Below are 24,549 nucleotides of genomic sequence, written 5' to 3' on the forward strand. Positions count from 1 at the left end.
CGCTCTTCAGCCGTTCTATACTGCCCGGGTCGATTTTCGCTGGGTCTATGATGTCTTCGCTTTTGCGCTATCTTGTCGCCCTGCTGGTCCTAGCGACCTCTACGGTCCTGCCCGCTGCCGAGCCGGGCGGAAGCGCCGTGCCGCTCACCCAGGGCTGGGAATACCGTTGGGGCGATTCGCCTTTTGGCACCGACGGGGCCCCTCGATGGGCTGCTGGCAGCGATGACCCGGGCTGGCAGGAGGCGCCAGGGCCACTGAATCCGCCGGGACGCGGCTCCCACGACAACCTCTGGCTCAGGATCGCCCTGCCCGATGGCGAGTGGCGCGAGCCTGTCCTGTTCATCTCGAGCATCAACCTTATCGCCGAGGCCTATCTCGGCGGCAAGGTCGTCTATCGCCATGGCCAGTTCGATGGCGACGGAAAGGGCCGATTCGCTGGCTGGACCTGGCACAGCATTGCGCTGTCCGAAGGTATCCCGGGCAAGCTCCTCTATCTGCGTCTGTTTTCCGATTACAAGGATATTGGGTTGTGGGGCGAGGTCTCGATCATGGAGCAGGCCGACGTGCTCCCTAGGATCCTCAAGTCGACCCGGGGAGACCTGATCGTTTCCGCTTTTTGCCTGCTTCTCGCGGCCCTCGCCGCGCTGATGGTCCCCCTGCAACGAGAGAGTTTGCATTTCGGCAGCATCAGTCTGTTCGCCTTGTCGGCCGGCACCATGGTGCTGGCCGAGAGCGACGCGAGTCAGCTGCTGCTGGCAAGGCCACTGCTGTGGGACTATCTCGCCGCCCTTGGCTACTTTTCCCTCCCCATCGCCATGGCGTTGATGCTGGAACACTGGTTCCCCACCAAGGGGACACGGATCCTTCGCGCGATCTGGCTCGGTCACCTGGGGTATGCGATTGCCGCGGTCGGGCTGTCTCTCGCCGGTGTAGTGTCCTTGGCGGACACCTTTCCTGTCTTCGACGCCTTGCTATTGACGAGCCTTATCCTGCTCACCGGCATTCTGGTCCTTCACCACCGGACCCTCACCACCAATCAACGGCTGGTGGTAAGCAGTTACGCTGTATTCGCCATATTCCTGGTTGTCGACATGCTTGTCGCCCATGGCTTCGTCGACTGGTACATGGTGCCAGTGCACCTGGGAGCCCTGGCCTTTACGTTGGCCATGGTCATCATCTCACTGCGTCATTACGTCAGCAGCCAGCGCGAGTTGACTCACCTTAACGCCTTTCTGGAACGCGAGATCGCCGAGCGCACCCACGAACTGGCCGTCCTGGCCGAGCAGGAAGGACAACGCGCCACCCAACTCGCGCTGGAGAATCGCAAGACCCATGAGCTTGGCAATCTGATCGATCGCCTGCAGCGCACGGGCAGTATCGACATCGCCCTGGACATCATCGCGGGCGAACTGCCCACGCTGCTGTCCCCGCTCGCCGGCGCCTTCTACCGCCCCGCGGTCAGTAACGACCGCCTGCTGTTTGAACATTCGTGGCCTGACGGGGTGCACTTCCCGGCGATCCTCGAGGATGTGCCCAAGCCCGCCGAAACCGAACTTCAGAACGGCAGCCTGGTGACGCCATCCCAGCACATTCCGATCATGCTACGCCAACCTATCGTCCGATCCGCGTACCGGCAGCAACAGGATGCCAACGCCAGCGCCCCCCTCTGGTACCTGCCACTCGATGTTCCCCGGCCACATCGCGAGTCGCGCCGCCTCGCCGTGCTGGTGCTACAGCCAGGGGAATCTCTCGATGAGCGACCGTCCCAGCGGGAACAGACGCGACGCTTCATCGAGCGTGGCCTGTCCCGGGTGGCGCTGGTGCTAGCGGGAATTCTGCTGCAGGACGAACTGGCCACCCTTTCCTATCAGGACGGCCTGACAGGCCTGCACAACCGACGCTACTTCGATGAGTTGATGGCCCACGAGGCGGCGATCTCTCTGCGCAAGGGCAACCCCTTGAGCCTGGTGATGATCGACATCGACCACTTCAAGCACTTCAATGACCGCTTCGGCCATGCCGCTGGAGACGTCGTGCTCACCGGCGTTGGCCGACTGCTGGCCGGCAGCTTTCGCGAGATCGATGTCGTCTGCCGACTCGGCGGCGAAGAATTCGTCGTGCTGCTGCCGGGCGCCACGGCAGACGAAGCCAAGGCGCGCATCGTCGACATGACCAATGCCCTGGCCAGGGCCGCGTTCCACCACGAAGGAGAATCGCTCGGGACCATTTCGGTGTCCTGTGGCGTCGCCAGCTTCCCCCACCACGGCAATGACCCGCGCGGCCTGCTGGCCCAGGCCGACCGGGCACTGTACCGCGCCAAGGCAGCAGGCCGGGCGCGCATTGAAATCGGCGACTGACCCGGCGGGGCGAGCCCGAATCAGAACAACGCCACCTCCTCATCACTCAAGGTGCGCCATTCCCCTGGCGCCAGCGACGCATCAAGGGTCAACTCACCGACCGACTCGCGATGCAGCGCATCGACATGATTCCCCAGCGCCGCGAACATCCGGCGTACCTGGTGATAGCGTCCCTCGTGAACGGTCAGTCGTGCCTCCTTCGGCCCGAGCATTTTCAGCTCCGCCGGCTGGGTAGGCTTGTCCTCGCCCTCCAGCAGCAACCCGTCCACCACACGCTGGATGGCTTGCTCGGCCGCCTCGCCCTCCAGTGCGCGAGCCAGCGTCGCTCGATAGACCTTGGCGCAGCGACGACGAGGCGACGTCACGCGGTGCGACCACTGCCCATCATCGGTCAGCAACAGCAGGCCGGTGGTTTCGACATCCAGGCGTCCCACCGGCTGCAGGCGATCGGCATTGGGCAACTCGATCAGGTCCACCGCGCGGGGGTAGAGGCCGCGTCTGGCGGTACACTCGACGCCGACGGGCTTGTGCAGCATCAGGTGGCGCAAACCGACCAGCGCCAGCGGCACATCCTGCCAGGCAACGCGATCATCGTCCTTCAGGTGTCGTGCCGCCTTGGATTCACGCTCGTCGTTGACCGTCACTTCGCCACGGGCGAGAGCCCGTTTAGCGAGGCTACGGGTCAGGTCGGTGGTTTCAGACAGAAATCGGTCCAGGCGCATCAGTGTCCTACCTCGGTGGAAAGCATAAAGGCATCGGCGTCCATCCAGGCGGGGAATTTCTGGCGAAACTCGGACAGCGCATCGCGATCCAGCACGCCGGTACGCAAGAACGGCTGCCCCTCGGCCTCATCGATCAAGGCCTCACCCTTGGCATCGATCAGCATGGAATCACCGGCATAGGGCAACCCCTTGGCATCCTCACCGACCCGATTGACGCCGATGACGGCGCACAGGTTCTCGATGGCGCGAGCCTGGAGCAGCGTGCGCCAGGGATGGCGACGCGGCGCGGGCCAATTGGCCACACACAACAAGGCATCATATTCGAACTTGTCACCTGCCGCGGGCTGCTGACGCAGCCATACCGGAAAGCGCAAGTCGTAGCAGACACTCAACAGAATGCGAAAGCCGTTGAGTTCGACAATCACACGATCCAATCCCATGCCATAGCGTTCGTGCTCACCGGCCATGCGGAACAAGTGGCGCTTGTCGTAATGCACCAGGGTACCGTCGGGCCGTGCCCAGATCAGGCGATTGAAGTACTCACCGCCCTCCTGAATGGCGACGCTTCCGGTCACCACACAGCCGCGCCGACGCGCCTGGTTGACCAGCCAGGCCACCACCGGGCTATTGTCCATGGGTTCCGCCATGTCACGAGAGTTCATGGTGAAACCCGTGGCAAACATTTCCGGCAACACGATCAGGTCTGTCTCACCCTGCCCTAGCTCGCCCAGCAGGTCTTCCAGCATCCGGCAATTGGCCTCGGGGTCTTCCCAGCGCAGGTCACACTGCACCAGGGTAGTTCTCAACTGGGTCATGACCGCCCCCTTGTGGATGTCGACGTGATGTTTCGCCGACTAGCGTACCGGAGCCAGGCCCGAGGCGCAGCCCCGGCGACGGCGGTGTGGTACCGTGAGCGTTTTTCCGCCGGGAGAACACCATGGGGCAGCCCACCGAGCCGCGCAAGGGAATCGCACTGGGCCTGATGGCCTACGGCATGTGGGGGTGCTTTCCGTTATTCTTCGCCCTGTTTCAAGGCATCGGCGCCGGTGAAATCCTCATCCACCGGATCCTCTGGTCGTGCGTCTTCCTCGCCTTGGTGATCACTGTCCTGCGGCGCTGGTCGGCGGTCCGCTCCGCCCTCACCAGCCCCTTGCGGCTATGGCGAGTACTCGGCTGTGCCGTGCTCATCGCCGTGAACTGGGGACTCTACATCTATTCGGTAGAAACGCACCGTGTGCTCCAGGCGAGCCTCGGCTACTTCATGACACCCCTGGTCAACGTGGCATTGGGCATGCTGGTGCTCAAGGAAACACTGTCACGTGCCCAGGCTATCGCCGTTGCGCTGGCCGGCGCCGGCATCGCCCTGCAGCTCGCGTTGCTCGGAACCCTGCCCTGGATCAGCCTGGTCCTGGCGCTGTCCTTTGGTACCTATGGCCTGCTCAGAAAGCAGGTGGAGCTCGATGGGCTCTCGGGGCTATTCGTCGAAACCCTGCTATTGGCGCCCATCGCGCTGGCCGCTCTCACCTGGCTGGTCGGCGACGGCCTCTCCCACTTTCTCCAAGACAGCCGCTCCACCGCACTGCTGGTCGCCAGTGGCGTGATCACCGCGATTCCTCTCCTCGCGTTCGCGGGTGCGGCACGACGCCTGTCGTTGGGCACTCTGGGCTTCCTGATGTACATCAATCCGACGCTACAGTTCTTCATCGCGCTGTGGATCTTCGGCGAGCCACTCGACCCGGTGCGTTTCGCCACCTTCGTACTGATCTGGTTCGGGCTCGCCCTCTATTCATTCTCGACCTGGCGACGCCAGCTTCCCTCCGCGGGGTAATCCGCTGCGCCGACATCGAACTCGCCACCACCGGCCCGCTGCCCGGGCCTATAACGCCTCACGAAGTCGCGGAGCTCCATGGGGCGGGCGAAGAAGTACCCCTGCCCCTGCTGGATGCCCAACGTGATCAGCCAGCGGGCATCCTCGATGGTCTCGACGCCCTCGGCCACCACGGTGAAGCCCAGCCGCAGGCACATGGCCACCAGCGCGGCATAGGCCTGACGAGCCTGACTCATGTGCCTGGCGGCGTGGAGCAGGGAGTGGTCCAGCTTGACGGCTTTCAGCGGCAAGCGTTGCAACAGCTGAAAGGCCGTGTGGCCGGTCCCGAAATCATCCAGCGCCACGGCGATCCCGCTATCGCGCAGCGCCGCCAACTGCATCCTCAGGCGCTCGACGTCGTCGAAGTGCTCGTGTTCGACCAACTCAAGCTCGAGGCAGTAGTGGGGCAGTCCGCGCAGATCCAGTTCGGCCACGACGAAGTCACGAAAATCGTCGGCAAGCAGCGTCGAGAGATGCACGTTGACCGCCAGGGATCGCAGCCAATCGCGGCTGTTCGCGGCGAACCAGTCCAGGCTGGCCTGGATCACCCAGCGGTCGAAGCGCTCGGCCAGGGCCAGCATCAAGAGCACCGGAATAAACTCCTGCGGCGAGATATCTCCGGCTTCGGGGTGGTGCCAGCGCGCCAGTACCTCTACCCCGAGGAGGCGCTCGTTCAACGGCGACACCTTCGGTTGCACCACCAGCCGCCACTGCTGCTCGGGATGATCGATCAAGGCACCGACCTGACGGCTGAGCCAGCGAAAACGCGTGTCGTGGTAAGGCTCCACCGCCACCACGGTCAGTGTGGGCCGGATCCAGCCCTCGCGTTCGAGGCGCTGAACGCCCTCATCCAACGCGCTCAGGCAGGCCTTGGCGTCCACGGTGTGATCCGGGACCTTGACCAGCACCGCATGCCAGCGCAGCAACTGCGCCGACGCGCGTCGCTGGGTCACCGACGCCAGGCTGATACAACTGTCGATACAGGACTCGATGTCGAGCTGTCGCGCACAGACCGGGACGACACCGATCAGTTGTTTCTCATCTCCCAGGTACAACAACCAGCCAGCGGGCAGGTGGTGGCGCAGCGCATCGATATTGATCCCGAACAGCCACTCCAGGCTGACCGCCTTGAAACTGCTGCGATAGAGCTTCAACTGCGGCGAGACCAACAGGAACATCCAGCCGACTGAGCCACATAGTTTGCTCAATTGGCTTGTCTCGAGGGCGAGGCGCGTTGGCAGCTGATAAGACGAATCCACCATCAGGGTGCGGCGCCGCCTGCGCGCCAGGTAACGGCTGAGAAGCAGATACAGGCTCGACACGATGGAAAGCCCGGCGACAGCAAGCAGCACACCTACCGAGGTCCGATACTCCCCCGCCAGCTCGTCGAATCGCCCTCGGATGCCGACCCATTCGAAGGGCAGATCGGCTTCGCTGGCGAACAGCTCGTACCAACGCACGTTGATCTGACGGCGCTGGGCCATGACCGAAGAGCGTTCCGGTACCAACTCGAACGCCGGCGACAATGCCATTTCCACGGCCGCATGGGCGAGGAACTCGACGTCAAGAATCGCGCCACCGGCGCAGCCAATGGCCATCTGAAATTCGAAATGGCAGAACACCGGAATGTCGGCCTCGGCAAGACGCCGGATCCTCGACTCGGTGCTACCCACATCGTCACGCCACCCCGAATCCTGTCCGCCCTGCAGGTAAAGCCGGGTGTTATCCGGTGCGCTGGCCAGGCGCCCAATCACGTCCTCGGGACGCCAGCCGGCCAGAACATCCACCAGTTCCACCTCAGCGAGGGTGCCAATCACCTCAGCGAGGTCATCGATCACGTTGCGTCCGTGGTCACTGTCATCGCCGAGAATGATGATCCTCAGTGGCGCGCCAAAGGCCTCCAGCAACAGCCGCAACGATTGCGCCATCACCGGGTAGGAGGTCAGGATCCTGACCTGAACGGCCTTTGCCTCGAGGCGTAAGCGGTCATCATTGAGCCCCATCGCGACCACCTGGTCGGGCCAATCGAGCTGCTCGCGGTAACGCAGATAGAAGGCCATGGCCGGATCATCGGCCAAGATCAGGCCGCCGTTTGCCGGCATGCCGCGATCCTTCAAGCGCTGGTACAGTCGGCCTTGGCCATCGGCTTCGCTCAGGCGTAACGCATCGACATACTCGACCAACAAGGAGTCCCTGGCCGCTCCCGACTCAAGGTAGTAATAGGTGACTTCCTCGACCACATCGTCGTTCCAGCGATAGCCCTCATGATAGGAGGTCAGTAATACTAGCCCTTCGCCTGCACGTTCATCGCTTGCGAGGAGCGCCGGCCGAGGAGACAGCAGGGGCAAAGGCGAACCAGCAGGCGCCAGCCCCATCAGGATGAGGCCAAGCAGGACGGCAGCTTTTGCGACGATATGGCACAGAGAGGTCATGACAGCCCCCTCAAGGTAACCAGATAACGAAACGACACCGCAGCGGGGCCGCATCTGGTACAAATGCATAGGCCGACCGCTGTTTATTCAGCATAGGCCTATCGACCGAGCCGCTCCGTCCATCATCGGAGGTAGAGGCCCTCTCCCATTCGCCCGCGATCACCAGGATTCCCGAATGCCAGCAGCACCGCCTCCTCCGCCAGAGATTCCCGAGTCCTGCCGCCGTTCGGGTGCAGGCGGTGGACAACGACACATCGTCCTGGTGGGCGCCGGCCACGCTCACCTGCACCTGCTGCGACATGCCAGTCGCCTGGCACCGGCCTGTGTGACCCTCATCGATCCGGGCGGCTTCTGGTATTCGGGCTTGGCCAGCGCCATGCTGGCGGGTCAGGCATCACCGCCCCAGGATCGCATCGACCCGGCCGAGCTATGCCGACGCCAAGGCATCCGTTTGATCAGGGCAAGGCTTGTCGCCATCGATCACCAGGCGCGCCGGGTCCATCTCAGCGACGCGACCAGCCTCCCCTATGACTGCCTGAGCCTCAACCTGGGGTCCGCCTCCAGCGCATTCGCCGCGGCGACACCCGGGCCGACCTGCTGGCCGGTCAAGCCGATTCCCGGACTGCTGGTCCTCCGGCGAACCCTGACCCAAGAGCTGACGCACAAGCCACGATTGCGCATCGCGGTCATCGGCCACGGCGCCACGGGCATCGAGGTTGCCTGCGCCATTCGCTCCCTCGGGCACCGCCTGGGCGTCGCCCCCGAGCGCCTCGCCATCAGCGTGATCGGGCGCGCCGGGGCGCCGCTGGCGGATGCGCCGGCCAAGGCTCAGCGCTGGCTGAGTGCTCGGCTGGACGAACGGCACATCGCCCAGATCAACGCCACCGACGTCGTCGCCACCACCGCCACCGGGATAACGTTGAAGGCCCATCAGGCCCCGGCTGGTGTGAGCCCAACGCACCTCGCCTGCGATCACGTGGTCATGGCCGGCGGCCTCGGACCCACGGCCTTGTCACGAACGCTGGGGCTGAGGGTTATCGAAGGCCGTGGAATCGCCGTCGCGCACACCCTGCAGTGCTCCGGCCAGATCAATATCTTCGCCGCCGGCGACTGCGCAGCCCTGCTCGACCAGCCGCTCCCCCGGCTCGGCGTGCATGGGGTGAGGCAAGGGCCAGTGCTCCTGGACAACCTGATCGCCAGCCTCCAGGGTGCGCCACTCACCCGCTACCGTCCGCCGAAGCGGGTGCTCTCGATTCTCAACCTCGGTGACGGGGAAGGGTTGCTGCTTTACGGCCGTTGGTGGCTGGGCGGGCGCCTGGCGAGTCGGGTCAAATCCTGGCTGGACCGGCGGTTTCTCGAGCGCCTGAGACGCATCAACCCAAGCGCCGTCCCCGCCGAGGCCTCTACCTCAGGCAGCAAATCCGCTACGCTGTGACGTCCCCTGATCGCCCAGGACCCTGACCGGAATGTTCAAGCGCTACCTGCCTATACTCAGCTGGCTGCCTCATTACAGCACTCGCCTGCTGGGTGCCGACCTGCTGGCCGGTATCATCGTGACGATCATGGTGATTCCGCAATCGCTCGCCTATGCCATCCTGGCTGGGCTGCCCGCCGTCGTCGGCCTCTATGCCAGCCTGCTACCGGCGGTGTTCTATGCCTTTCTCGGCACCAGCCGCACCCTGGCCGTCGGTCCCGTGGCGATCATCGCCTTGATGACTGGCGCCGCCTTGAGCAAGGTCGCGGTGCCTGGCAGCGTCGACTATGTCCAGGCCGCCCTGGTCCTCTCACTCCTGTCGGGCCTGATGCTGACCATCATGGGCTTCCTGCGCCTGGGGTTCTTTGCCAACTTCTTGAGTCATCCGGTCATCGGTGGTTTTCTCTCCGCGTCAGGTCTGTTGATCGCGGTCAGCCAGCTCAAGCACCTGCTCGGCATCGACGCCGGCGGCTATACCGCCGTCGCCCTGCTCGAAAGCCTCGCCCACCACCTCAAGGACATCCACTGGCCCACGGTGGCGGTCGGCGTCGGCACCCTGACCTTTCTGGTGGTCACCCGTCGCCTTGGGCGGCGCGCCTTGACCGCACTCCGACTCCCCGCCGGGCTGGCAGCACTGCTGGTCAAGGCAGGGCCGGTCGCGGCGGTGGTGGTCACCACACTGATCAGTTGGCGGCTGGACCTGTCGTCCCACGGCGTCGCCACCGTCGGCGCCATTCCCGCTGGCCTCCCGGGCTTGACGCTTCCGGCCTTCGACATGTCGCTGTGGCATGCCTTGCTGGTGCCCGCCCTGCTGATCAGTGTGGTGGGCTTCGTCGAGTCCATTTCGATGGCCCAGATGCTCGCCGCCAAGCGCCGCGAGCGTATTTCCCCCAATCAGGAACTGGTCGGACTCGGTGGCGCCAATCTCGCGGCGGCCTTCACCGCCGGCATGCCGGTCACCGGCGGACTGTCGCGTACCGTCATCAACCAGGAATCCGGGGCTCAGACACCATTGGCGGGACTCTTCGCCGCCATCGGCATCGGCGCCGTCACCCTGGCCTTGACGCCTCTGCTCGAGCACCTGCCCATCGCCACCCTCGCCGCCACGATCACCGTCGCCATCCTGACCCTGGTGGACATCGGCCTTATACGCCAGACCTGGCGCTATTCCCGCAGCGACTTCTCGGCCCTGGCGGTGACTCTGGTGGTCACCCTGGTGGAAGGAGTCGAGGCGGGTATCATCGCCGGCGTCGCCCTGTCCATCGGCCTGTTCCTGTATCGCACCAGCCGCCCGCACAGCGCCGTGGTCGGTCGCATCCCTGGCAGCGAACACTTTCGCTCCATCACTCGCCACGACGTGGAAACGGTCAGTCATGTGGCGCTGCTGCGTATCGACGAGAGCCTGTACTTCGCCAACGCCCGGTACCTGGAGGATACCCTCTACTCCCTGGTGGCTAGCCGGCCGGAACTCACCGACGTCGTCCTCATCTGCTCCGCGGTGAACCTGATCGATGCCTCTGCGCTTGAGAGTCTCGATGCCATCAACGCTCGCCTGAAGGATTCTCGAGTGACCCTCCACCTGTCCGAGGTGAAGGGCCCCGTCATGGATCGTCTAAAACTGTCGGACTTTCTCGATCACCTCACCGGCCGGGTATTCCTCAGCACCTATGCCGCCTGGGCCGAACTTCACCGAGTTCGCGATTGACCGCCGCAACGGCGGGTGGCCAAGGCGGGCCAACCCTGGAGGGTTGGCCCCGCATAAGGCCAGTCGGTAGCGCTCAAATAAGATCCATCTGATCTACGTTGAATGGCCGCCATTGTCATCTCGGCGCCGGCGGCCAAGACTCGCAGTCTCAGGATCGGTTTCCCGTCTGCCAGGACATGCCATGAACGACACCCAGCAGGATCGCGCCGTCCAGGTGATGATCGACGCCCTCGCCGGCTGCGCCCGGGGCGAGGGCACATCACTCGCGCGACTCTATCGATCGACCTCGGGGCATCTGTACGCCCAGTTGCTGCGTATAACCCGAAACGAGGCCGCCGCCGAAGACTGCCTGCAGCAGGTCTATCTGCGTGTGTGGCACAGCGCCGGGCAGTACGATCCGTCGCGCGCCCGGCCGATGACCTGGCTGTCGACGCTGACGCGCAATATCGGCATCGACTGGCTACGGCGCAAGCGCCCCGACAGCGACGGCAATGACGAGTTGATAGACAGCTTGATGGGGGAGCGACGTCCCGAACAGGACCTGGACGCCGAGCAACAGGCAGGAGACTTGCATCGCTGCCTGGCCGAACTGCCCGGCCAGCACCGCCAGGCCATGGAGCTCGCCTACTTTCAGGGCTTGACCCATAGCGAACTGGCCGAGGTGGTGGCCGAACCACTGGGCACCGTCAAGAGCTGGATTCGTCGCGGACTGGAGAGGCTGAAGTCATGCCTAACGCGTACCGCCTAGGCGGACATCGTGGCGCTGACACTCGGGTTCGTCTGAGCCCAGGCCGCTCAGCGTCGCCTTCAGCGGCCGGGCACTTACGTTCTGGTCTGCGCCCCAGGGGCCCTATGTACCGAACACCGACCAACGACCACCGCGTCGAGCGCGGATCTGAGAGGCTGATGGCATGTCCGACACCTGGAACCTGAGCGACCCGGACGAGCGGCATCTGGCGGCCGGCGAATACGTTCTCGGCGTCCTGTCCCGGGGGCAGCGCGCCGAATTCGAGGCGCTGATGGCGGTCAGCCACGAACTGCAGACCGACGTCGAGCGCTGGCGCGAGCACGTTCAGCTGTTCAACCAACAGCTGGGCGCCGTCACGCCCCCACGCGGAGTCTGGCCTCGCATCCGCCGAGACCTTGGCCTGGCCCCGGCCAGTCCGTGGCGATCGCTTGGCCTGTGGCGCGGCGTCACCGGTGCACTTGCCGCCGCCGTGGTGGCCATCGCCCTGTGGGTCCCCGGCGACGCTCCACGCGCGCCGACAGACGCCGTCTACGTGGTTCAGGATGAGAACCGTGTGCCGGGCTGGATCATCAGCGCGAGCCAAGATGGCCAACTCTATGTGCAGGCGGTACAACCGAGCCAAGTCGGTGAGGACCAGACCGGCGAACTGTGGCTGATCGCCGATGGCACCCCGGTGTCCCTCGGCCTGCTGCCGAGCCGCGGCGAACACACCCTGGCGCCCCAGCAAGACCTGGTGGCGCGCCTGCAGACGGCAGATCTGGCGGTCAGCATCGAACCGGCCGGCGGCGCTCCCCAGGGACAACCCACCGGTCCTGTCATCGATCATGGTCGTCTGACGCCGGTAAGGCATAGCCTATAGCACCGCCGCACCGGCGCCCCACGGCCCGACGCTCAGCCCCGGCAATGCCACCGGCACAGCAACCCAGCTACGTCTACCGCGCCCCGCCGGCGACAAGGAGTTGTCGACGAGAATATCGACATTGTTCCGCTTTGGGTATGATGTGGTAGTCACCCAAGGACAGGCTTCGAGATGGAACACTCGCCCAAACAGAATCTGGCCATCAGCGCCTATCGCTGGTTGAAGCACGACATCATTCGCGGTGCCTTTGCCCCCGGCGAAAAATTGTTGATGGCACGACTCAAGGAGCGTTACGACCTTGGCATCGGTCCTCTGCGCGAGGCCCTCTCCCAACTCGTCGCCGATCGGCTGGTGGTGGCGATCAGCCAACGTGGCTACCGCGTGGCGCCGATGTCCCTGGCCGAGCTCGAGGATCTCTACGACGCCAGGGCTCAGCTCGAAGGCCTGATGCTGGAACTGGCCATGGAGCGCGGTGACGATGCCTGGGAGGCCGCGATCCTGGCCGCCGCCCATACCCTGTCCAAGGTTGAGCGCATCAGTAGCCCTGAAGAACTGCTAGACGTCTGGGATGCCCGGCACAAGGCCTACCACACGGCTATCGTGGCAGGTTGCCGCTCGCCCCATCTGCTCAAGGTCAGAGAGACGCTCTTCGATCAGGTCGAGCGCTATCGACACCTGTGGCTACGTGAAACGGTCTTCTCCCCCAGCGCCCTGTCCACCAAGCGTGATGAACACGCCCGCCTGACCGAGGCCGTCCTCTCGCGTGATGCTCCCAAGGCACGGCGCATGATGCGCGATCACCTGATGACACCGGTGCCGATCATCACCGCGGTCATGGCCCGACAGGGGCTGTCCTGAGCGCTCGCCACGTACCCCCACGCCCTCGTCGACGTACAGCCAACGAGGAATGGTCAGGCGGCGACGCGGCCCTCGATCATGACTCATGCGTCCCTCGCCTCATGAGCCCCTTGCGTTGACTGTCATCGCTCCGTCATACCGACGCCCTAGGGTATCGTAAGAGCCGGGGCAGCCTCGCCTTCCCGGCACCGATCTGGAGAACCTCCCATGCCACACCTGATGCGCTTTTCCCGAGAGCTCGAGGCTCGCCTCGAGCGTCTTGCCCGGCAGACTGGGCTCAGCAAGAGTGAACTGATCGAGCGCCTGGTCAGCGAGGGCGCCGATGTGCTGGAGGCGGAGTTACTCGTCGAAGGTGCCGGCGCCGAACGGGCCGGACGCTCCATCGACCAGCTCCTGCGCGAGAGCGGGCTCGGCGCCTGAGCCGACCCGTTTGCCCAATCGATGATGGCCCCCTAGCCCGGGCCTGAGGTAGCGCCCAACCCCGCGGTCTCCCGCTCGAGTCTCGCCAGCGCCGCGCGAGGATCCCGCGGATAATAGCGCTCGGCCTGGCGGGCGACGTGGGTGAAGACTCGGGTGTCCTTGTAGGGCATCTTCATGAACCCCGAGACTCCCAACCCTTCGATCAGCCCCACGGCGTCCAGGATATCCTCCAGCCGCTCGCGAAACTCCTCCTCCCGAGAAGGATCGAGCAGCCGATAATGGTGATGGATCTTCAGGTGCGAAGGCAGCGCCTCGAAGATGATCATGCCGGTGTGATGGATATCGTTGAGGGCCTCGAGTGAGGTGATGATCGCCTCCGGCAACACCAGAAACTCCTCGGGGTCGGGCCCATCCTCGAAGTAGCTGTGCAGCCTGGAGCGGTCTTCAAGCTCCGGCATGGCGTTCACCTCGTAGGCCAAGCGCATCCGTGGGTCGACGACGAAGGGGTGGTCGACGCCCTCGCGTTCGAGGTGCAGGGTATCCCGGGCGTTGAACAGGCAGCTCTTGAAGATGCCTTGACGATGAATGGCCCGGGCCAGGGTGACCATGTTGTTGACCGCCGCGATGAAGGCCGGCTTGAGCTTGGGATCATGCAGATTCAGCGACGAATCGATGTAGACGCCGTCGGCCTCCCAGCGCACCGCCAGCCCTCCGACCACCGGGTACTTCGCCAGACGACTGACCGCCGCCAGGAAGGCCTTTTCGGTCTCTCCCATTCCCTGCATGAAGTTTCGGTAGTAGCGATCGAGCTGGACATCGTTAACGTCGTTGAGCGTCTCCTTGCTCCCCTCCTCGCGCAGGAACGCCTTGCGCGAGCTGTACACCACGGTATCGATGTCGCGACTCGCCGGACGACTCCAGACCGGCACCTGGGAAGCTTCCCGCGGCATTGGCAAGTCCACCATCACCAACCGCGACAGCCGCGGCATCTCACGGATGAAATGATCGCCGGCCTTTAGCCGCACCGCCGGATCGGGATCGAGCATGCCGTCGAGCATTCGCGCAAACTCCATGGGCAGCCCCAGCGACGTCGCCGGCAGGGCCCGATGACCAAACCGACAGGACTGGGCGGAGGCCAGTGCATAGAGGGTACCGGCGACACCCTGCTCGTCGAAGCGCGGCGACGACAGGGCGCCATTGAGCTGATCCTCGCCGATGAAATAGACATCGCCAAGGCGGGCATTGGTCTGCTGCAGGTTGTCGGACATCAGCTCCATGACGTTGGCGGCGACGAACTGCAGGCGAGCATCCAACTGCGCAAACACCGATGACCCCCAGTCGATGAGCGCCACCGTCTCATCGCGCTCATCGAACACCAGGTTGGACGGCTTGATGTCGCCGTGAACCACCGGACGCCCTGGCCCGGGCCGGCCGGGGCGGTCCTCGCGACGCAACTCACGCAGGATGTCGGCCAACTGGCCGGCGATGCGCACCACCAGGCGCGGCGAGAGCCGGCCCCTGGCCAGGGACACCTCCTCGAGATTGAGCCCAGGAGCCCGCTCCATCACCAGAATCGGCTGATGACGAACACGCTGATAGGCAATCAACCGGGGCACACGGGGATGATCCACCTGCTCGAGCATGAAGGCCTCTTCCTCGAGGCGGTCCTGAAGGTGTTGAGGCAGGGTCACGCGGGTGAACTTGAAGACGTAGCGGCTGCCTGTCGCGGTGGTTCCGGCGAAGACGAAGCCGTAGGCGCCCTTGCCGATCAGCTCGATCCGACGATAGCCCAACTGCTCGAGCTGATCCTGGCACAACGCCACCCATTCCTTCAGCTTGCGCGCATCGTCCTGGCTGAGCAGGTAGATCGATTGCTCTTCGGGAATGTAGAACTGCTGTAGGGTGGCCTGGGACATCACCGGTCTCCGCCGCCTGTGCTCGGCCTCAGGCCGAACACAGGAAAGGATAGGAAGCGATCAACTCAAGTGCAGCAGCATGCTTTCCGGGGCCTCCAGGTAGCCCTTCCAGGCATTGCAGAAGCGCGCGATGGCGCCCCCATCGAGCAGGCGATGATCACCGGCCCAGGTGACGGTCATGATCGCTCGCTTGACGACCCGATCGTCACTGTCGAAGCGCGGCAGCCACTGGGTCTTGCCAATGGCGACGATGGCCACCTCCGGCGCATTGATGATCGGCGCCGCGTAGGTTCCCCCCAGGGCGCCGATGTTCGAGATGCTGATGGTCCCCCCCTTGAGATCCTCCGGCGCCACGCGCCCCTGGCGAGCCGCATCCGTCAGACGTGCAACCTCCGCGGCGACCCCCAGCAGGCTGAGCGATTCCACGCTCTTGACGTTAGGCACCATCAGGCCCGCCCTGCCGTCGACGGCCATGCCGATATTGCAGCTGGGCAGATAGTGGATCTCGCTGGCCTCGGCGTTCAGTCGGGCGTTCAACAACGGGTTGTCGCGAATCGCAAGCGCCATGGCTTTCATGAAGAACGGCATCAGGGTGAGCCGGACTTCACGGGCCTGAGCCTCGGGCTTCAATCGTTCGCGCAGCGCCAGTAGCTCGGTGACATCGAGCTCCTCGCCATACTGGAAGTGCGGAATCGTGCTGGCGGACGCGACCATCTGCCGTGCCATGGCGGCGCGCACGCCCTTCAACGGCTCGACACGTGCCTCCTGGCCAGGCGTCGCCATCCGGGCCTGGGAAGCGGTTCCCACCTCGGCCGCACCGGTCGCCGGGCGCTGCGAGGCGCCGTCCGATTCGATGAAGGCCCGAACGTCTTCCTTCAGCACCCGTCCCTGAGGGCCGCTACCCGGCACTTGCTCCAGGCGCAGGTCATGCTCACGGATCAGGCGCCGCACCGCGGGACTCGCCGGGATGCGCCCGTACGCGCCTTTCCCGGCGCCTTTCCCGACGCCTTTTCCGACGTTATCGCTCGCCGTCGCGGCCGCCTGAGCCGATGCCGAAGCGGGTGCCTCCGTTGGCGCCTTCGTCGCCGCGTCGTCAGTGCTCGGTTGCCGCTCGCCGGCGGCACCGGACGCGTCTGCGTCCTCGAGCTCAGCGTCCGCCCGGTAGGCGAACAACGGCGCATGCACCTTGGCCATCTCACCCTTGGCCACATAGAGCTCACTGACGACACCATCCTCTGGCGCGGTGATTTCCACCATGGCCTTGTCGGTCATGACATCGACCAGAGACTGGTCCTCGGCGATGGCGTCACCCACCGCCACATGCCACTGAACCACCTCACACTCGACGATGCCCTCGCCGATGTCCGGCAAGATGAAATCGACACGACGACGGGCCTCGCCGGCGTCGGCTCGCTCGGGCTGACGCGGCGTCGCTGCGGTGTCGGCACTGTGCATGGCCGTTGTCGTCGGCGTACCGGCCTCCGCGGCCTCATCTTCGGCGTCATAGGCGAATAGCGCCGCATGCACCCTGGCCATGTCGCCCTTGGCGACATGCAGTCGAGTGATCCGCCCCGCCTCCGGCGCGGTGATCTCGACCAGCGCCTTGTCGGTCATCACTTCGACCACTGGCTGGTCCTCGGCGATGGTATCGCCCTCGGCGACCTTCCACTCCATCACCTCGCATTCCACGATGCCTTCGCCGATATCGGGCAGCTTGAACTCTGTCATCGAAAATCTCCTGTCCTGATACCGGCTCAATAGGCCACGCTGGCACGAATCGCTTCGAGAATCTTGAGATGGTCGGGGAGGTACTCCTTTTCCAACGTCAGGGGGAAAGGGGTGTCCATCCCGGTCACTCGCTGGATCGGCGATTCCAGATACAGAAAGCAGCGCTCCTGCACGGTGGCCGATACCTCACCGGCAAAGCCTCCGGTACGCGGCGCCTCGTGGGTGATCACCAGACGCCCGGTCTTGAGCACCGACTCGACGACGGTGTCTTCGTCCCAGGGCAGGATGGTGCGCAGATCGATCACTTCGCAGGAAATCCCTTCCTTTTCCGCCGCCTCGACCGCCTTGTCGATGACCTCCATCTGGGCTCCCCAGCCCAATACGGTGATATCGGCTCCCTCCTTGGTCACCTCGGCCTCGCCGATCGGTAGCTGATAGTCCTCTTCGGGGACTTCTCCGATCGCCGCACGATAGAGCCGCTTCGGCTCGAAGAAGAGAACCGGATCGGGATCACGAATGGCGGCCAGCAGCAGTCCCTTGGCTTCATAGGGGTTGCGTGGCACCACGATCTTGATGCCCGGCGTGTGGGCGAAGTAGGCCTCCGGCGACTGGGAGTGGTACAGCCCGCCCGAAATACCGCCGCCGTAAGGCGCGCGAATGGTCAAGCCGCCAACATTGAACAGATCCCCCGACCGGTAACGAAACTTGGCGGTCTCGTTGACGATCTGGTCGAAGGCCGGAAAGATGTAATCGGCAAACTGGATCTCGGCCACCGGCACCGAGCCTTGGGCGGCCAGGCCATTGGCGAAGCCGACGATGCCCTGCTCCACCAGCGGCGTATTGAAGCAGCGCGCGCGGCCGTACTTTTCCTGGAGATGGCTGGTGGCACGGAAGACGCCACCGAATCCGCCAACGTCTTCGCCGAAGCACAACACCTTGTCGTCTTCGGCCATGGCCGTATCGAGGGCCTGGTTGATGGCCTGCAACATATTGATAGTTGGCATCTCAGTCCTCTCCCTGACCGTCGTCGGCGTCGGTGGTGCTATCGGCCCCGGCGAGTAACGTCGGATCGAGCGACCTTGCTCCCTTGGGATAGGCCTCAGGATAGCGGCGGATATGCGCCTTGAGCTGATCCAACTGGCGCTGGAGCGTCGGCGTGACGTCTGCATAGACATCGGTGACCATGCTATCCAAGGGCGGTGGTGGGCGTTTCTCGGCCCGCTTCATGGTGTCCAGCACCTCGCGGCGCAGACGGTCCTGCAGGGCCTTTTCTTCATCGTCGTTCCACCAGTCCTTGAGTTCCAGCCAGCGCTGCATGCGCAGGATCGGATCCTTCTCCCGCCAGGCCTCTTCCTCCTTGCGCGAGCGGTAACCGGAAGGGTCGTCCGACGACGAGTGCGCCGCCAGACGATACGTCATCGCCTCGATCAGCACCGGCTTGTTCTGCTCCACCGCCAGGCGGCGAGCCTTCTGGGTGGCGCGGTAGACGGCGAGGATGTCGTTACCATCGACGCGAATCACGTGCATGCGGTAGCCGAAGGCTCGGGGCGCCACTCCATCGGCCGCGAACTGCTCGACCGAGGGCGTCGAAATCGCGTAGCCATTGTTGCGGCAGAAGAAGATCACCGGCGCTTCGTGTACCGCCGCCATGTTGAGCGCGGCGTGAAAGTCGCCCTCGGAGGCGGCCCCTTCGCCGAAATACACGATGGTGCATAGCCCCTCGCCGGCGAGCTTCTGACCATAGGCGTAGCCTGTGGCCTGGGGAATCTGTGTCGCCAATGGCGACGAAATGGTCATGTAGTGCAGCTTGCGTGAGCCGTAGTGGATCGGCATCTGTCGACCCTTGCCATAATCCAGCTCATTGCCGAACAGCTGGTTCATGAATTCGTCGGTGGAGAAACCGCGATAGGCGAGTGCGCCCTGCTCACGATACTGAGCCATGATCATGTCGCTATCATCCAGCGCCGCGGTGCTGCCGATCACCGCCGCCTCTTCACCGGTGCACTGCATGTAGAAGCTCAGCCGGCCCTGGCGCTGAGCCGCCAGCATGCGCTCATCGAGCACGCGGGTAGCGACCATCGCATGGTAGATACGCAGCGCCTTGTCCTTGTCGAGCTCGGGCGCCTGGGCGCCGGGATGCAGACTGCCGTCCTGACTCAAGACGCCGTAGGTAGGAATCGAGAATTCATCACCGGACAGGAAGTCCGGATCATGAGTGGTCTGTGCGGTCGTGGTCATGATGCTGATCCTAATGCCCCTTGTGAGGGCAGTGTTGTTTGTTATCCCCCGCCCCGCCAGGGGTTGCCCGGGGACGAGTCAACGCACTCAGTTGACGTTAACGTAAACTGAGCAGCATGGATAGCCACAACTTTGGTCGAATATCAGCAAGAAAACACGAACGTGAAGCCCGTGCCAGTGGAAAACACCAGGAGGAACGCATAGGAAGAGATTCATGCGGGTGTCCGCGCGGCACCCTCGCCACCCTGCGATGCCAGCCCAAGCGCCCAGGACGCCGACCTGCCTTGGCCGAGCGATAAGTCGCTAGGCGACTCGCCTCGGTGCGAGTTGACCGAAAAGGCTATCGACGGTGAGCGCGAGCAGCGCGATCAGTACCGCCCCCTGAACGATATAGGCCGTATTGCCATTGACGATGCCGGAGATGATGGGGTCCCCCAGATTGCTTGATCCCACGGTGGCACCGAGGGCTGCCGTGGCAATATTGATCGTCACCGAGGTGCGAATGCCGGCGACGATCACCGCCGCGGCCAGCGGCAACTCGACCTGGCGGAGGATCTGCCCCGGCGTCATCCCCATGCCCCTCGCCGCCTCCTTCACACTCGGGTCTATGCCCTCGATCCCGGCCAGGGTGTTGCGCACGATCGGCAACAGCCCATAGAGCACCAGGGCGACGATGATCGGCAGCGTGCCAAAGCCCAACACCGGCACAGCCAGCGCCAGCACCGCGACGGGAGGAAACGTCTGCCCCATCGAAGCCACCTGGGTGACCAGCGGCAGGAAGTCACGCCCCCCCGGCCGAGTCACGGCAATGGCCCCCGCGACACCGACAACGATGGCCACAATGGCGGCAATGCTGACCACCAGCAGATGGCGCCCCAGCAATACCAGAAAATCGACGCGCTGGAAGATCACCTGACGACTGTCGGGCTCGATCACTCGAAAGAACGCCTCGAATCGCTCCATCATCAGGCAGCCCGCAATCAGCAGCAGCAGCCAGAGCAGCGGTGCCAGCAGGCCAGGGAAGCGACGTTCATTCATGGCCACGGGCCCCGACAAGACGACGAAAGCTGAGCTCTCCGATGGGAATGTCACCATCGTCGACGACCGCCAGGCACTCGACCCGACGCCACAGCATGATCGACAAGGCCTCTCGCAGCGAGGCGCCCTGGTCGATACGCTCCCGCGCCACGCCCCCCACCCCGAGCGGGCTCATGCGCTCGCTGACCGGCAACAGCGCCGCCTCCTTGAGGCCACGATCTTCTCCCCCCAGCATCGACGCAACGAAGTCGTTGACGGGCTCTCTGAGTAGCGTCAGGGGGTGCCCCTGCTGCACGATGCGCCCTTCGTGCATCACCACCAGCCGATCGGCCAGGCGCAGCGCCTCATCCATGTCGTGGGTGACGAAGACGATGGTCTTGCCAAGGCGCGTCTGCAGTTGGCGTAACTCGATCTGCAGGGTTTCGCGGGTGATCGGATCCAAGGCCCCGAAAGGCTCATCCATCAGCAGAATATCGGGATTGGCGGCCAATGCCCGGGCCACACCGACACGCTGAGCCTGTCCGCCGGACAGCTGGCTTGGGTACTTGCCGGCGAACTCGCTGCCGGACAGCCCCAGCAGCGTCAACAGCTCCTCGACCCGGGCGTCGATTCGGGCCTTGGGCCACTTGAGCAAGCGCGGCACCAGGCCGATATTGCGTGCCACCGTCCAGTGGGGAAAGAGCCCGGTACTCTGGATCGCATAGCCGATGCGGCGGCGCAACTGCTCCTCGCGGAAGGAACGGATCGGCTGGGAGTCGATATGAATCTCGCCATCGCTATGCTCGATCAGGCGATTGATCATCCTCAAGGTGGTGGACTTGCCACACCCGGAGGTGCCCACCACGACGCAGAATTCCCCGCTCTCCACCTTCAGCGAGATATCGTCGACGGCGGCGGTATCGCCGAAGCGCTTGGAAATGTGGATCAGTTCGATCATGTCGGCTCTCCCTTGCGCAGACGATTGGCGAGGTTGCCCAGCAAGGCGTCGGCCACCACCGCCATCAACAGGATGGGTAGTGCCCCCAGGAGCACGAGATCCATGGCGGCCTGTCCCAGGCCCTGGAAGATGAAGCGTCCGAGCCCGCCCGCACCGATCAGGGCGGCCACCGCGGTCAACCCGATCGCTTGCACCGTGGTGATACGCACGCCCTCGAGCAATACGGGCAACGCCAGAGGCAGCCGTACCTGAAGGAAGCTCTGCAGCCGACTCATGCCCATGCCTCGGGCCGATTCGACGACTCCCGGGTCGACGCCTTCGAGGGCGACGAAGGCGTTGCGGACCATCGGCAACAGGCTATAGGCCACCAGCGCAATGAGCGCCGGGGCCCAACCGATGCCGCTGACACCGAGGCTATCCAGCCAGGCGTAGCGATCGGAAAGCCACGCTAGCGGGCCGAGCAACAGACCAAACAGGGCCAGGCTAGGGACCGTCTGCAAGAAATTCAGCAACGAGAAACCCAGGCGTTGCACGCTCGGGTAACGCCGCATCAGCAGTGCAATCACCGCCCCTAATACCAGACTGATGGCGACCGTGGCCCCGACCAGCAGCAAGTGCTCTCCGATCGCGGCAATAAAGTCCTGCCGGCGCCCGGCATACTCCTGCCAGAGCGCGAGGCCGTCCAGGCCGAGGGGCAGGCACAGCACGAACACGACGAGAGGCAGCAACGCCACCCCCCAGGTCACGGGCGACGGCAAGACCAAGCGGGTGCGCAACTCCACCAAAGACAGCAGCAACATGAACAGCGTCAGCCACAGGCCAGCACCGATGCCGATGCGCGCCTGTGGCACGTTGGGGTCGACCAACTGCACGCTGGCCGCCGTCAGCCACAGCGGAAGACCGACAAGCCCGGCCACCACCAGCGCCAACAGTGCCTTGAGCCGGTGCCGGTCCAGGTCGCGGGCCAACCAGGCCGCGGCGGCCAGGGGCAGACTCGCCAGGATCGCCGGCCCCCACCCCGCCACCTCCCGAGCGGCATATGCCGTCCCGGGCACGATGCGATTGGGCGCCATGGTGACACTCGGTAACGTCCACCAGGCCACCAGGGCGGCCCCCATCAGGGCCATCAGCACGAGGTTGGGACGTCTCGCGTCCCTAAGCGACTCGATGGCCTAGTCCTCGAGGGTGGCCAGGTAATCGGAGGCCACCTCAGCTGGGGCGAGGCCGTTGACGGCAACGTCGCCATTGAGCCGCTGCAAGGTTTCCAGGTCCAGTGAAGCGAACACAGGCGCCAGCACCTCGGCGATCTGAGGATAGGCGTCGAGCACGTCCTGGCGGACGACCGGTGCCGGCTGATAGACCGGCTGTACGCCTTTGGTATCTTCCATCACGATCAGGTCCAGTGCCTGAAGGCCGCCGTCGGTGCCATAGGTCATGGCGGCATTGACGCCGCTGGTCTGCTGCGCCGCCGCGCGCATGGTGGCGGCGGTATTGCCACCGGAAAGGACCAGCATCTGCTCATCGCCGAGGGCAAAGCCGTAAGCTTCCTGGAAGGCCGGCAGAGCGAATGCCGACTCGACGAAGTCGGTGCTCGCCGCGAGCTTGTAGTCACCGCCCTCGTTGATGAAGGCCGCCATGTCCTCCAGGGTCGTCAGGTCTTTGTCCCTGGCCAGCTCCCCGCGGACACTGATGGCGTAGGTGTTGTTGGCCGATGCCGGCGACAACCACACCAGCCCTTGGGCCGCGTCCTTGTCCTTTACCGTAGCGAAGGCGGCCTCGGCGTCATGCCAGACGTCACTGTCGGCCATATCATGGAAGAAGGCGCCGTTGCCGGTGTACTCGGGGTAGATGTCGATCTCGCCATTGATCAGCGCCTCGCGCACGATGCTGGTGCCGCCCAGTTGCAACCGGTCCTCGACCTCGATTCCCGCGTCGGTGAGGCTCTGCAGGATCATCTGGCCGAGTACCGACCCCTCGGTATCGATCTTGGACGACACCACGACGGGATCGGCGGCCTGTGCGGACGCCATCAATGTCGACGTGGCGATGGCTGTGACAAACGCTAACGGTCGTTTCATCATTTCCCACCCGATTCCTTGTGTATGTATGCTGAGTATACGGCCAACGCCTTCGGGCTGCAGATCACGCCTCAACGCCGGAAGAACATCGATGCCTCCGTTCTCTATCATTCAATCAGCGCCCCAGATTGGCGCCCTTAAGCACCCTCTAGTGCGGGATCTTGCCTGGCTTGTTGATGCCCCTGATCTGGTCGCCACTCGCTGGGCGGGGCGGCCGAGTCGTGCCGACCTGGGCCTAGGTGACGGCGAGCGACTGAGGCGTTGGCTGGAAGCTATCGCCGCCGCGCCCGGACGCCTCGAAACCCTTATTGGCGATACGGCTTTTACTCGTCTCGGACAGTATCACGAACGCTTGTGGCAGTACCTTCTGGATAGCGCGCCTGGCACAGCGCTGCTGGCGAATAATGTGCGTATACAACAGGAGCGACGCACCCTGGGCGAGCTGGACATTCTCTATCGACAACGGGATAGCGGCGACATCGTCCACCTCGAGGTCGCGATCAAGTTCTATCTCGGCCTCGAGACCGGGCCCGGCGCCGCCGACGATGCCACGCGGTGGATCGGTCCGGGCGGCCTCGATAGCCTAGCCCTGAAGGCCGGCCACGTGAGCCATCATCAATTGCCGTTGATGCACACCGCAGCGGCCCAGCAGGCGTTGGCAACCGCTCTTTCACAGCCCTTAAAACCGCCCGAGAGCGAGCCGGCGTCGGCGGCCTTGTCACGCCCTCCCCGCTCCCAGCTCGCCATGCCCGGCCTACTGTTCTATCCCTGGCGTGACGAGTTGCCGCCACCGGCCATTGGCCACGCCAACGCCTACCATGGACTCTGGTGCCGCTGGAGCGACTGGTCGGCGCTATGCGCGTCGTGTCCCGAGCTGCGGTTCGGCACCTGCCTGGCGAAACCCCATTGGTTGGCGCCGCCGCTGCCCGAGCATTGGCTACCCCGCGATACGCTGAGCCGCTCCCTCGCCGCCCACTTCGCCACCTACGCCACGCCGGTGCAGCTCATGCTGGCCCGCCACCCGAGTCACTTCGCCGATACTCCGCTCGCGCCCGGGGCCCCACACGACAAGGCGCCGCCCGGCGGAACCGGGCGGCGCGTATTTGTCGTTGCGGATGATTGGCCGAAGCAGATCCCGCTGGCGCCGCGACAGCACCCCTGACGGTCTCGGG

20 protein-coding genes are annotated in these 24,549 nt (G+C 64.4%); 9 read left to right on the plus strand and 11 right to left on the minus strand.

The features are described from left to right. Positions 1–137 precede the first annotated feature (137 nt). The gene (locus tag ACUN9Y_RS19950) at positions 138–2,357 is read left to right on the plus strand and encodes a diguanylate cyclase (protein WP_445462488.1); all 2,220 of its coding nucleotides are present in this window, start codon (positions 138–140) and stop codon (positions 2,355–2,357) included. A 20-nt stretch (positions 2,358–2,377) separates the two neighbouring features. Here the strand turns inward: ACUN9Y_RS19950 and ACUN9Y_RS19955 are convergent, their stop codons facing one another. Together ACUN9Y_RS19955 and ACUN9Y_RS19960 are read right to left on the minus strand one after the other, a co-directional pair. After that, positions 2,378–3,079 carry a pseudouridine synthase gene (locus tag ACUN9Y_RS19955; protein ID WP_445462489.1) on the minus strand — a complete coding sequence of 234 codons (702 nt, stop codon included), beginning with the start codon at positions 3,077–3,079 and terminating at the stop codon, positions 2,378–2,380. Then, positions 3,079–3,894: an amidohydrolase gene (locus tag ACUN9Y_RS19960; RefSeq protein ID WP_445462490.1), complete on the minus strand. Its 816-nt coding sequence runs from the start codon at positions 3,892–3,894 to the stop codon at positions 3,079–3,081. The genes ACUN9Y_RS19955 and ACUN9Y_RS19960 overlap by 1 nt, the downstream gene beginning before the upstream one ends. Positions 3,895–4,016: 122 nt before the next feature. Here ACUN9Y_RS19960 and rarD point away from each other — a divergent pair, with 122 nt between their 5' ends. After that, a complete protein-coding gene (gene rarD / locus ACUN9Y_RS19965; RefSeq protein ID WP_445462491.1) occupies positions 4,017–4,907 on the plus strand; it encodes an EamA family transporter RarD in 891 nt (296 codons plus the stop codon). Here the strand turns inward: rarD and ACUN9Y_RS19970 are convergent. After that, positions 4,862–7,378 (minus strand): EAL domain-containing protein, encoded by a 2,517-nt coding sequence (locus ACUN9Y_RS19970; RefSeq protein WP_445462492.1) that lies wholly within the window; start codon positions 7,376–7,378, stop codon positions 4,862–4,864. The genes rarD and ACUN9Y_RS19970 overlap by 46 nt on opposite strands. A 175-nt stretch (positions 7,379–7,553) precedes the next feature. Between ACUN9Y_RS19970 and ACUN9Y_RS19975 the strand changes: the two genes are divergently transcribed. From ACUN9Y_RS19975 to ACUN9Y_RS20000, 6 genes are all read left to right on the plus strand, one after another. Next, complete coding sequence (locus tag ACUN9Y_RS19975) at positions 7,554–8,813, plus strand: NAD(P)/FAD-dependent oxidoreductase (RefSeq protein WP_445462493.1); 1,260 nt, start codon at positions 7,554–7,556, stop codon at positions 8,811–8,813. A 31-nt stretch (positions 8,814–8,844) separates the two neighbouring features. Further along, positions 8,845–10,557 carry a SulP family inorganic anion transporter gene (locus ACUN9Y_RS19980; protein WP_445462494.1) on the plus strand — a complete coding sequence of 571 codons (1,713 nt, stop codon included), beginning with the start codon at positions 8,845–8,847 and terminating at the stop codon, positions 10,555–10,557. Between the two features lie 181 nt (positions 10,558–10,738). Then, on the plus strand, positions 10,739–11,305 hold the full coding sequence (locus tag ACUN9Y_RS19985) for a sigma-70 family RNA polymerase sigma factor (protein WP_445462495.1): 567 nt from the start codon (positions 10,739–10,741) through the stop codon (positions 11,303–11,305). 163 nt (positions 11,306–11,468) lie between these two features. Beyond that, positions 11,469–12,164 carry an anti-sigma factor gene (locus tag ACUN9Y_RS19990; RefSeq protein WP_445462496.1) on the plus strand — a complete coding sequence of 232 codons (696 nt, stop codon included), beginning with the start codon at positions 11,469–11,471 and terminating at the stop codon, positions 12,162–12,164. 171 nt (positions 12,165–12,335) lie between these two features. Then, a complete protein-coding gene (gene csiR / locus ACUN9Y_RS19995; RefSeq protein WP_445462497.1) occupies positions 12,336–13,022 on the plus strand; it encodes a DNA-binding transcriptional regulator CsiR in 687 nt (228 codons plus the stop codon). Positions 13,023–13,229: 207 nt separating this feature from the next. After that, a complete protein-coding gene (locus ACUN9Y_RS20000) occupies positions 13,230–13,442 on the plus strand; it encodes a ribbon-helix-helix protein, CopG family (RefSeq protein ID WP_445462498.1) in 213 nt (70 codons plus the stop codon). A 32-nt stretch (positions 13,443–13,474) separates the two neighbouring features. Here ACUN9Y_RS20000 and ACUN9Y_RS20005 read toward each other — a convergent pair whose 3' ends face one another. The 8 genes from ACUN9Y_RS20005 to osmF all read right to left on the minus strand — a co-directional run bounded on the left by ACUN9Y_RS20005 (position 13,475) and on the right by osmF (position 23,329). After that, positions 13,475–15,358: a protein kinase domain-containing protein gene (locus tag ACUN9Y_RS20005; RefSeq protein ID WP_445462499.1), complete on the minus strand. Its 1,884-nt coding sequence runs from the start codon at positions 15,356–15,358 to the stop codon at positions 13,475–13,477. Positions 15,359–15,418: 60 nt separating this feature from the next. Beyond that, on the minus strand, positions 15,419–17,086 hold the full coding sequence (locus ACUN9Y_RS20010) for a dihydrolipoyllysine-residue acetyltransferase (RefSeq protein WP_445462500.1): 1,668 nt from the start codon (positions 17,084–17,086) through the stop codon (positions 15,419–15,421). 26 nt (positions 17,087–17,112) lie between these two features. Then, positions 17,113–18,090, minus strand: a complete 978-nt coding sequence (locus tag ACUN9Y_RS20015; protein ID WP_445462501.1) for an alpha-ketoacid dehydrogenase subunit beta — start codon at positions 18,088–18,090, stop codon at positions 17,113–17,115. Position 18,091: 1 nt separating this feature from the next. Beyond that, positions 18,092–19,324 carry a thiamine pyrophosphate-dependent dehydrogenase E1 component subunit alpha gene (locus ACUN9Y_RS20020; protein WP_445462502.1) on the minus strand — a complete coding sequence of 411 codons (1,233 nt, stop codon included), beginning with the start codon at positions 19,322–19,324 and terminating at the stop codon, positions 18,092–18,094. Positions 19,325–19,627: 303 nt separating this feature from the next. Next, positions 19,628–20,362: an ABC transporter permease gene (locus tag ACUN9Y_RS20025; protein ID WP_445462503.1), complete on the minus strand. Its 735-nt coding sequence runs from the start codon at positions 20,360–20,362 to the stop codon at positions 19,628–19,630. After that, positions 20,355–21,299 carry an ABC transporter ATP-binding protein gene (locus tag ACUN9Y_RS20030; protein ID WP_445462504.1) on the minus strand — a complete coding sequence of 315 codons (945 nt, stop codon included), beginning with the start codon at positions 21,297–21,299 and terminating at the stop codon, positions 20,355–20,357. Before ACUN9Y_RS20030 ends, ACUN9Y_RS20025 begins: the two co-directional genes overlap by 8 nt. Further along, positions 21,296–22,426, minus strand: coding sequence for an ABC transporter permease (locus tag ACUN9Y_RS20035; RefSeq protein ID WP_445462523.1), 1,131 nt, complete (start codon positions 22,424–22,426; stop codon positions 21,296–21,298). The genes ACUN9Y_RS20030 and ACUN9Y_RS20035 overlap by 4 nt, the downstream gene beginning before the upstream one ends. Before the next feature lie 45 nt (positions 22,427–22,471). Beyond that, positions 22,472–23,329, minus strand: coding sequence for a glycine betaine ABC transporter substrate-binding protein OsmF (gene osmF, locus ACUN9Y_RS20040; RefSeq protein ID WP_445462505.1), 858 nt, complete (start codon positions 23,327–23,329; stop codon positions 22,472–22,474). A 139-nt stretch (positions 23,330–23,468) separates the two neighbouring features. On the opposite strand from osmF, the gene ACUN9Y_RS20045 reads away from it, so the two are divergent. Beyond that, positions 23,469–24,539, plus strand: coding sequence for a DUF1853 family protein (locus ACUN9Y_RS20045; protein ID WP_445462506.1), 1,071 nt, complete (start codon positions 23,469–23,471; stop codon positions 24,537–24,539). The last annotated feature ends 10 nt before the right edge of the window (positions 24,540–24,549 follow it).

Source organism: Halomonas sp. V046 (assembly GCF_052645355.1).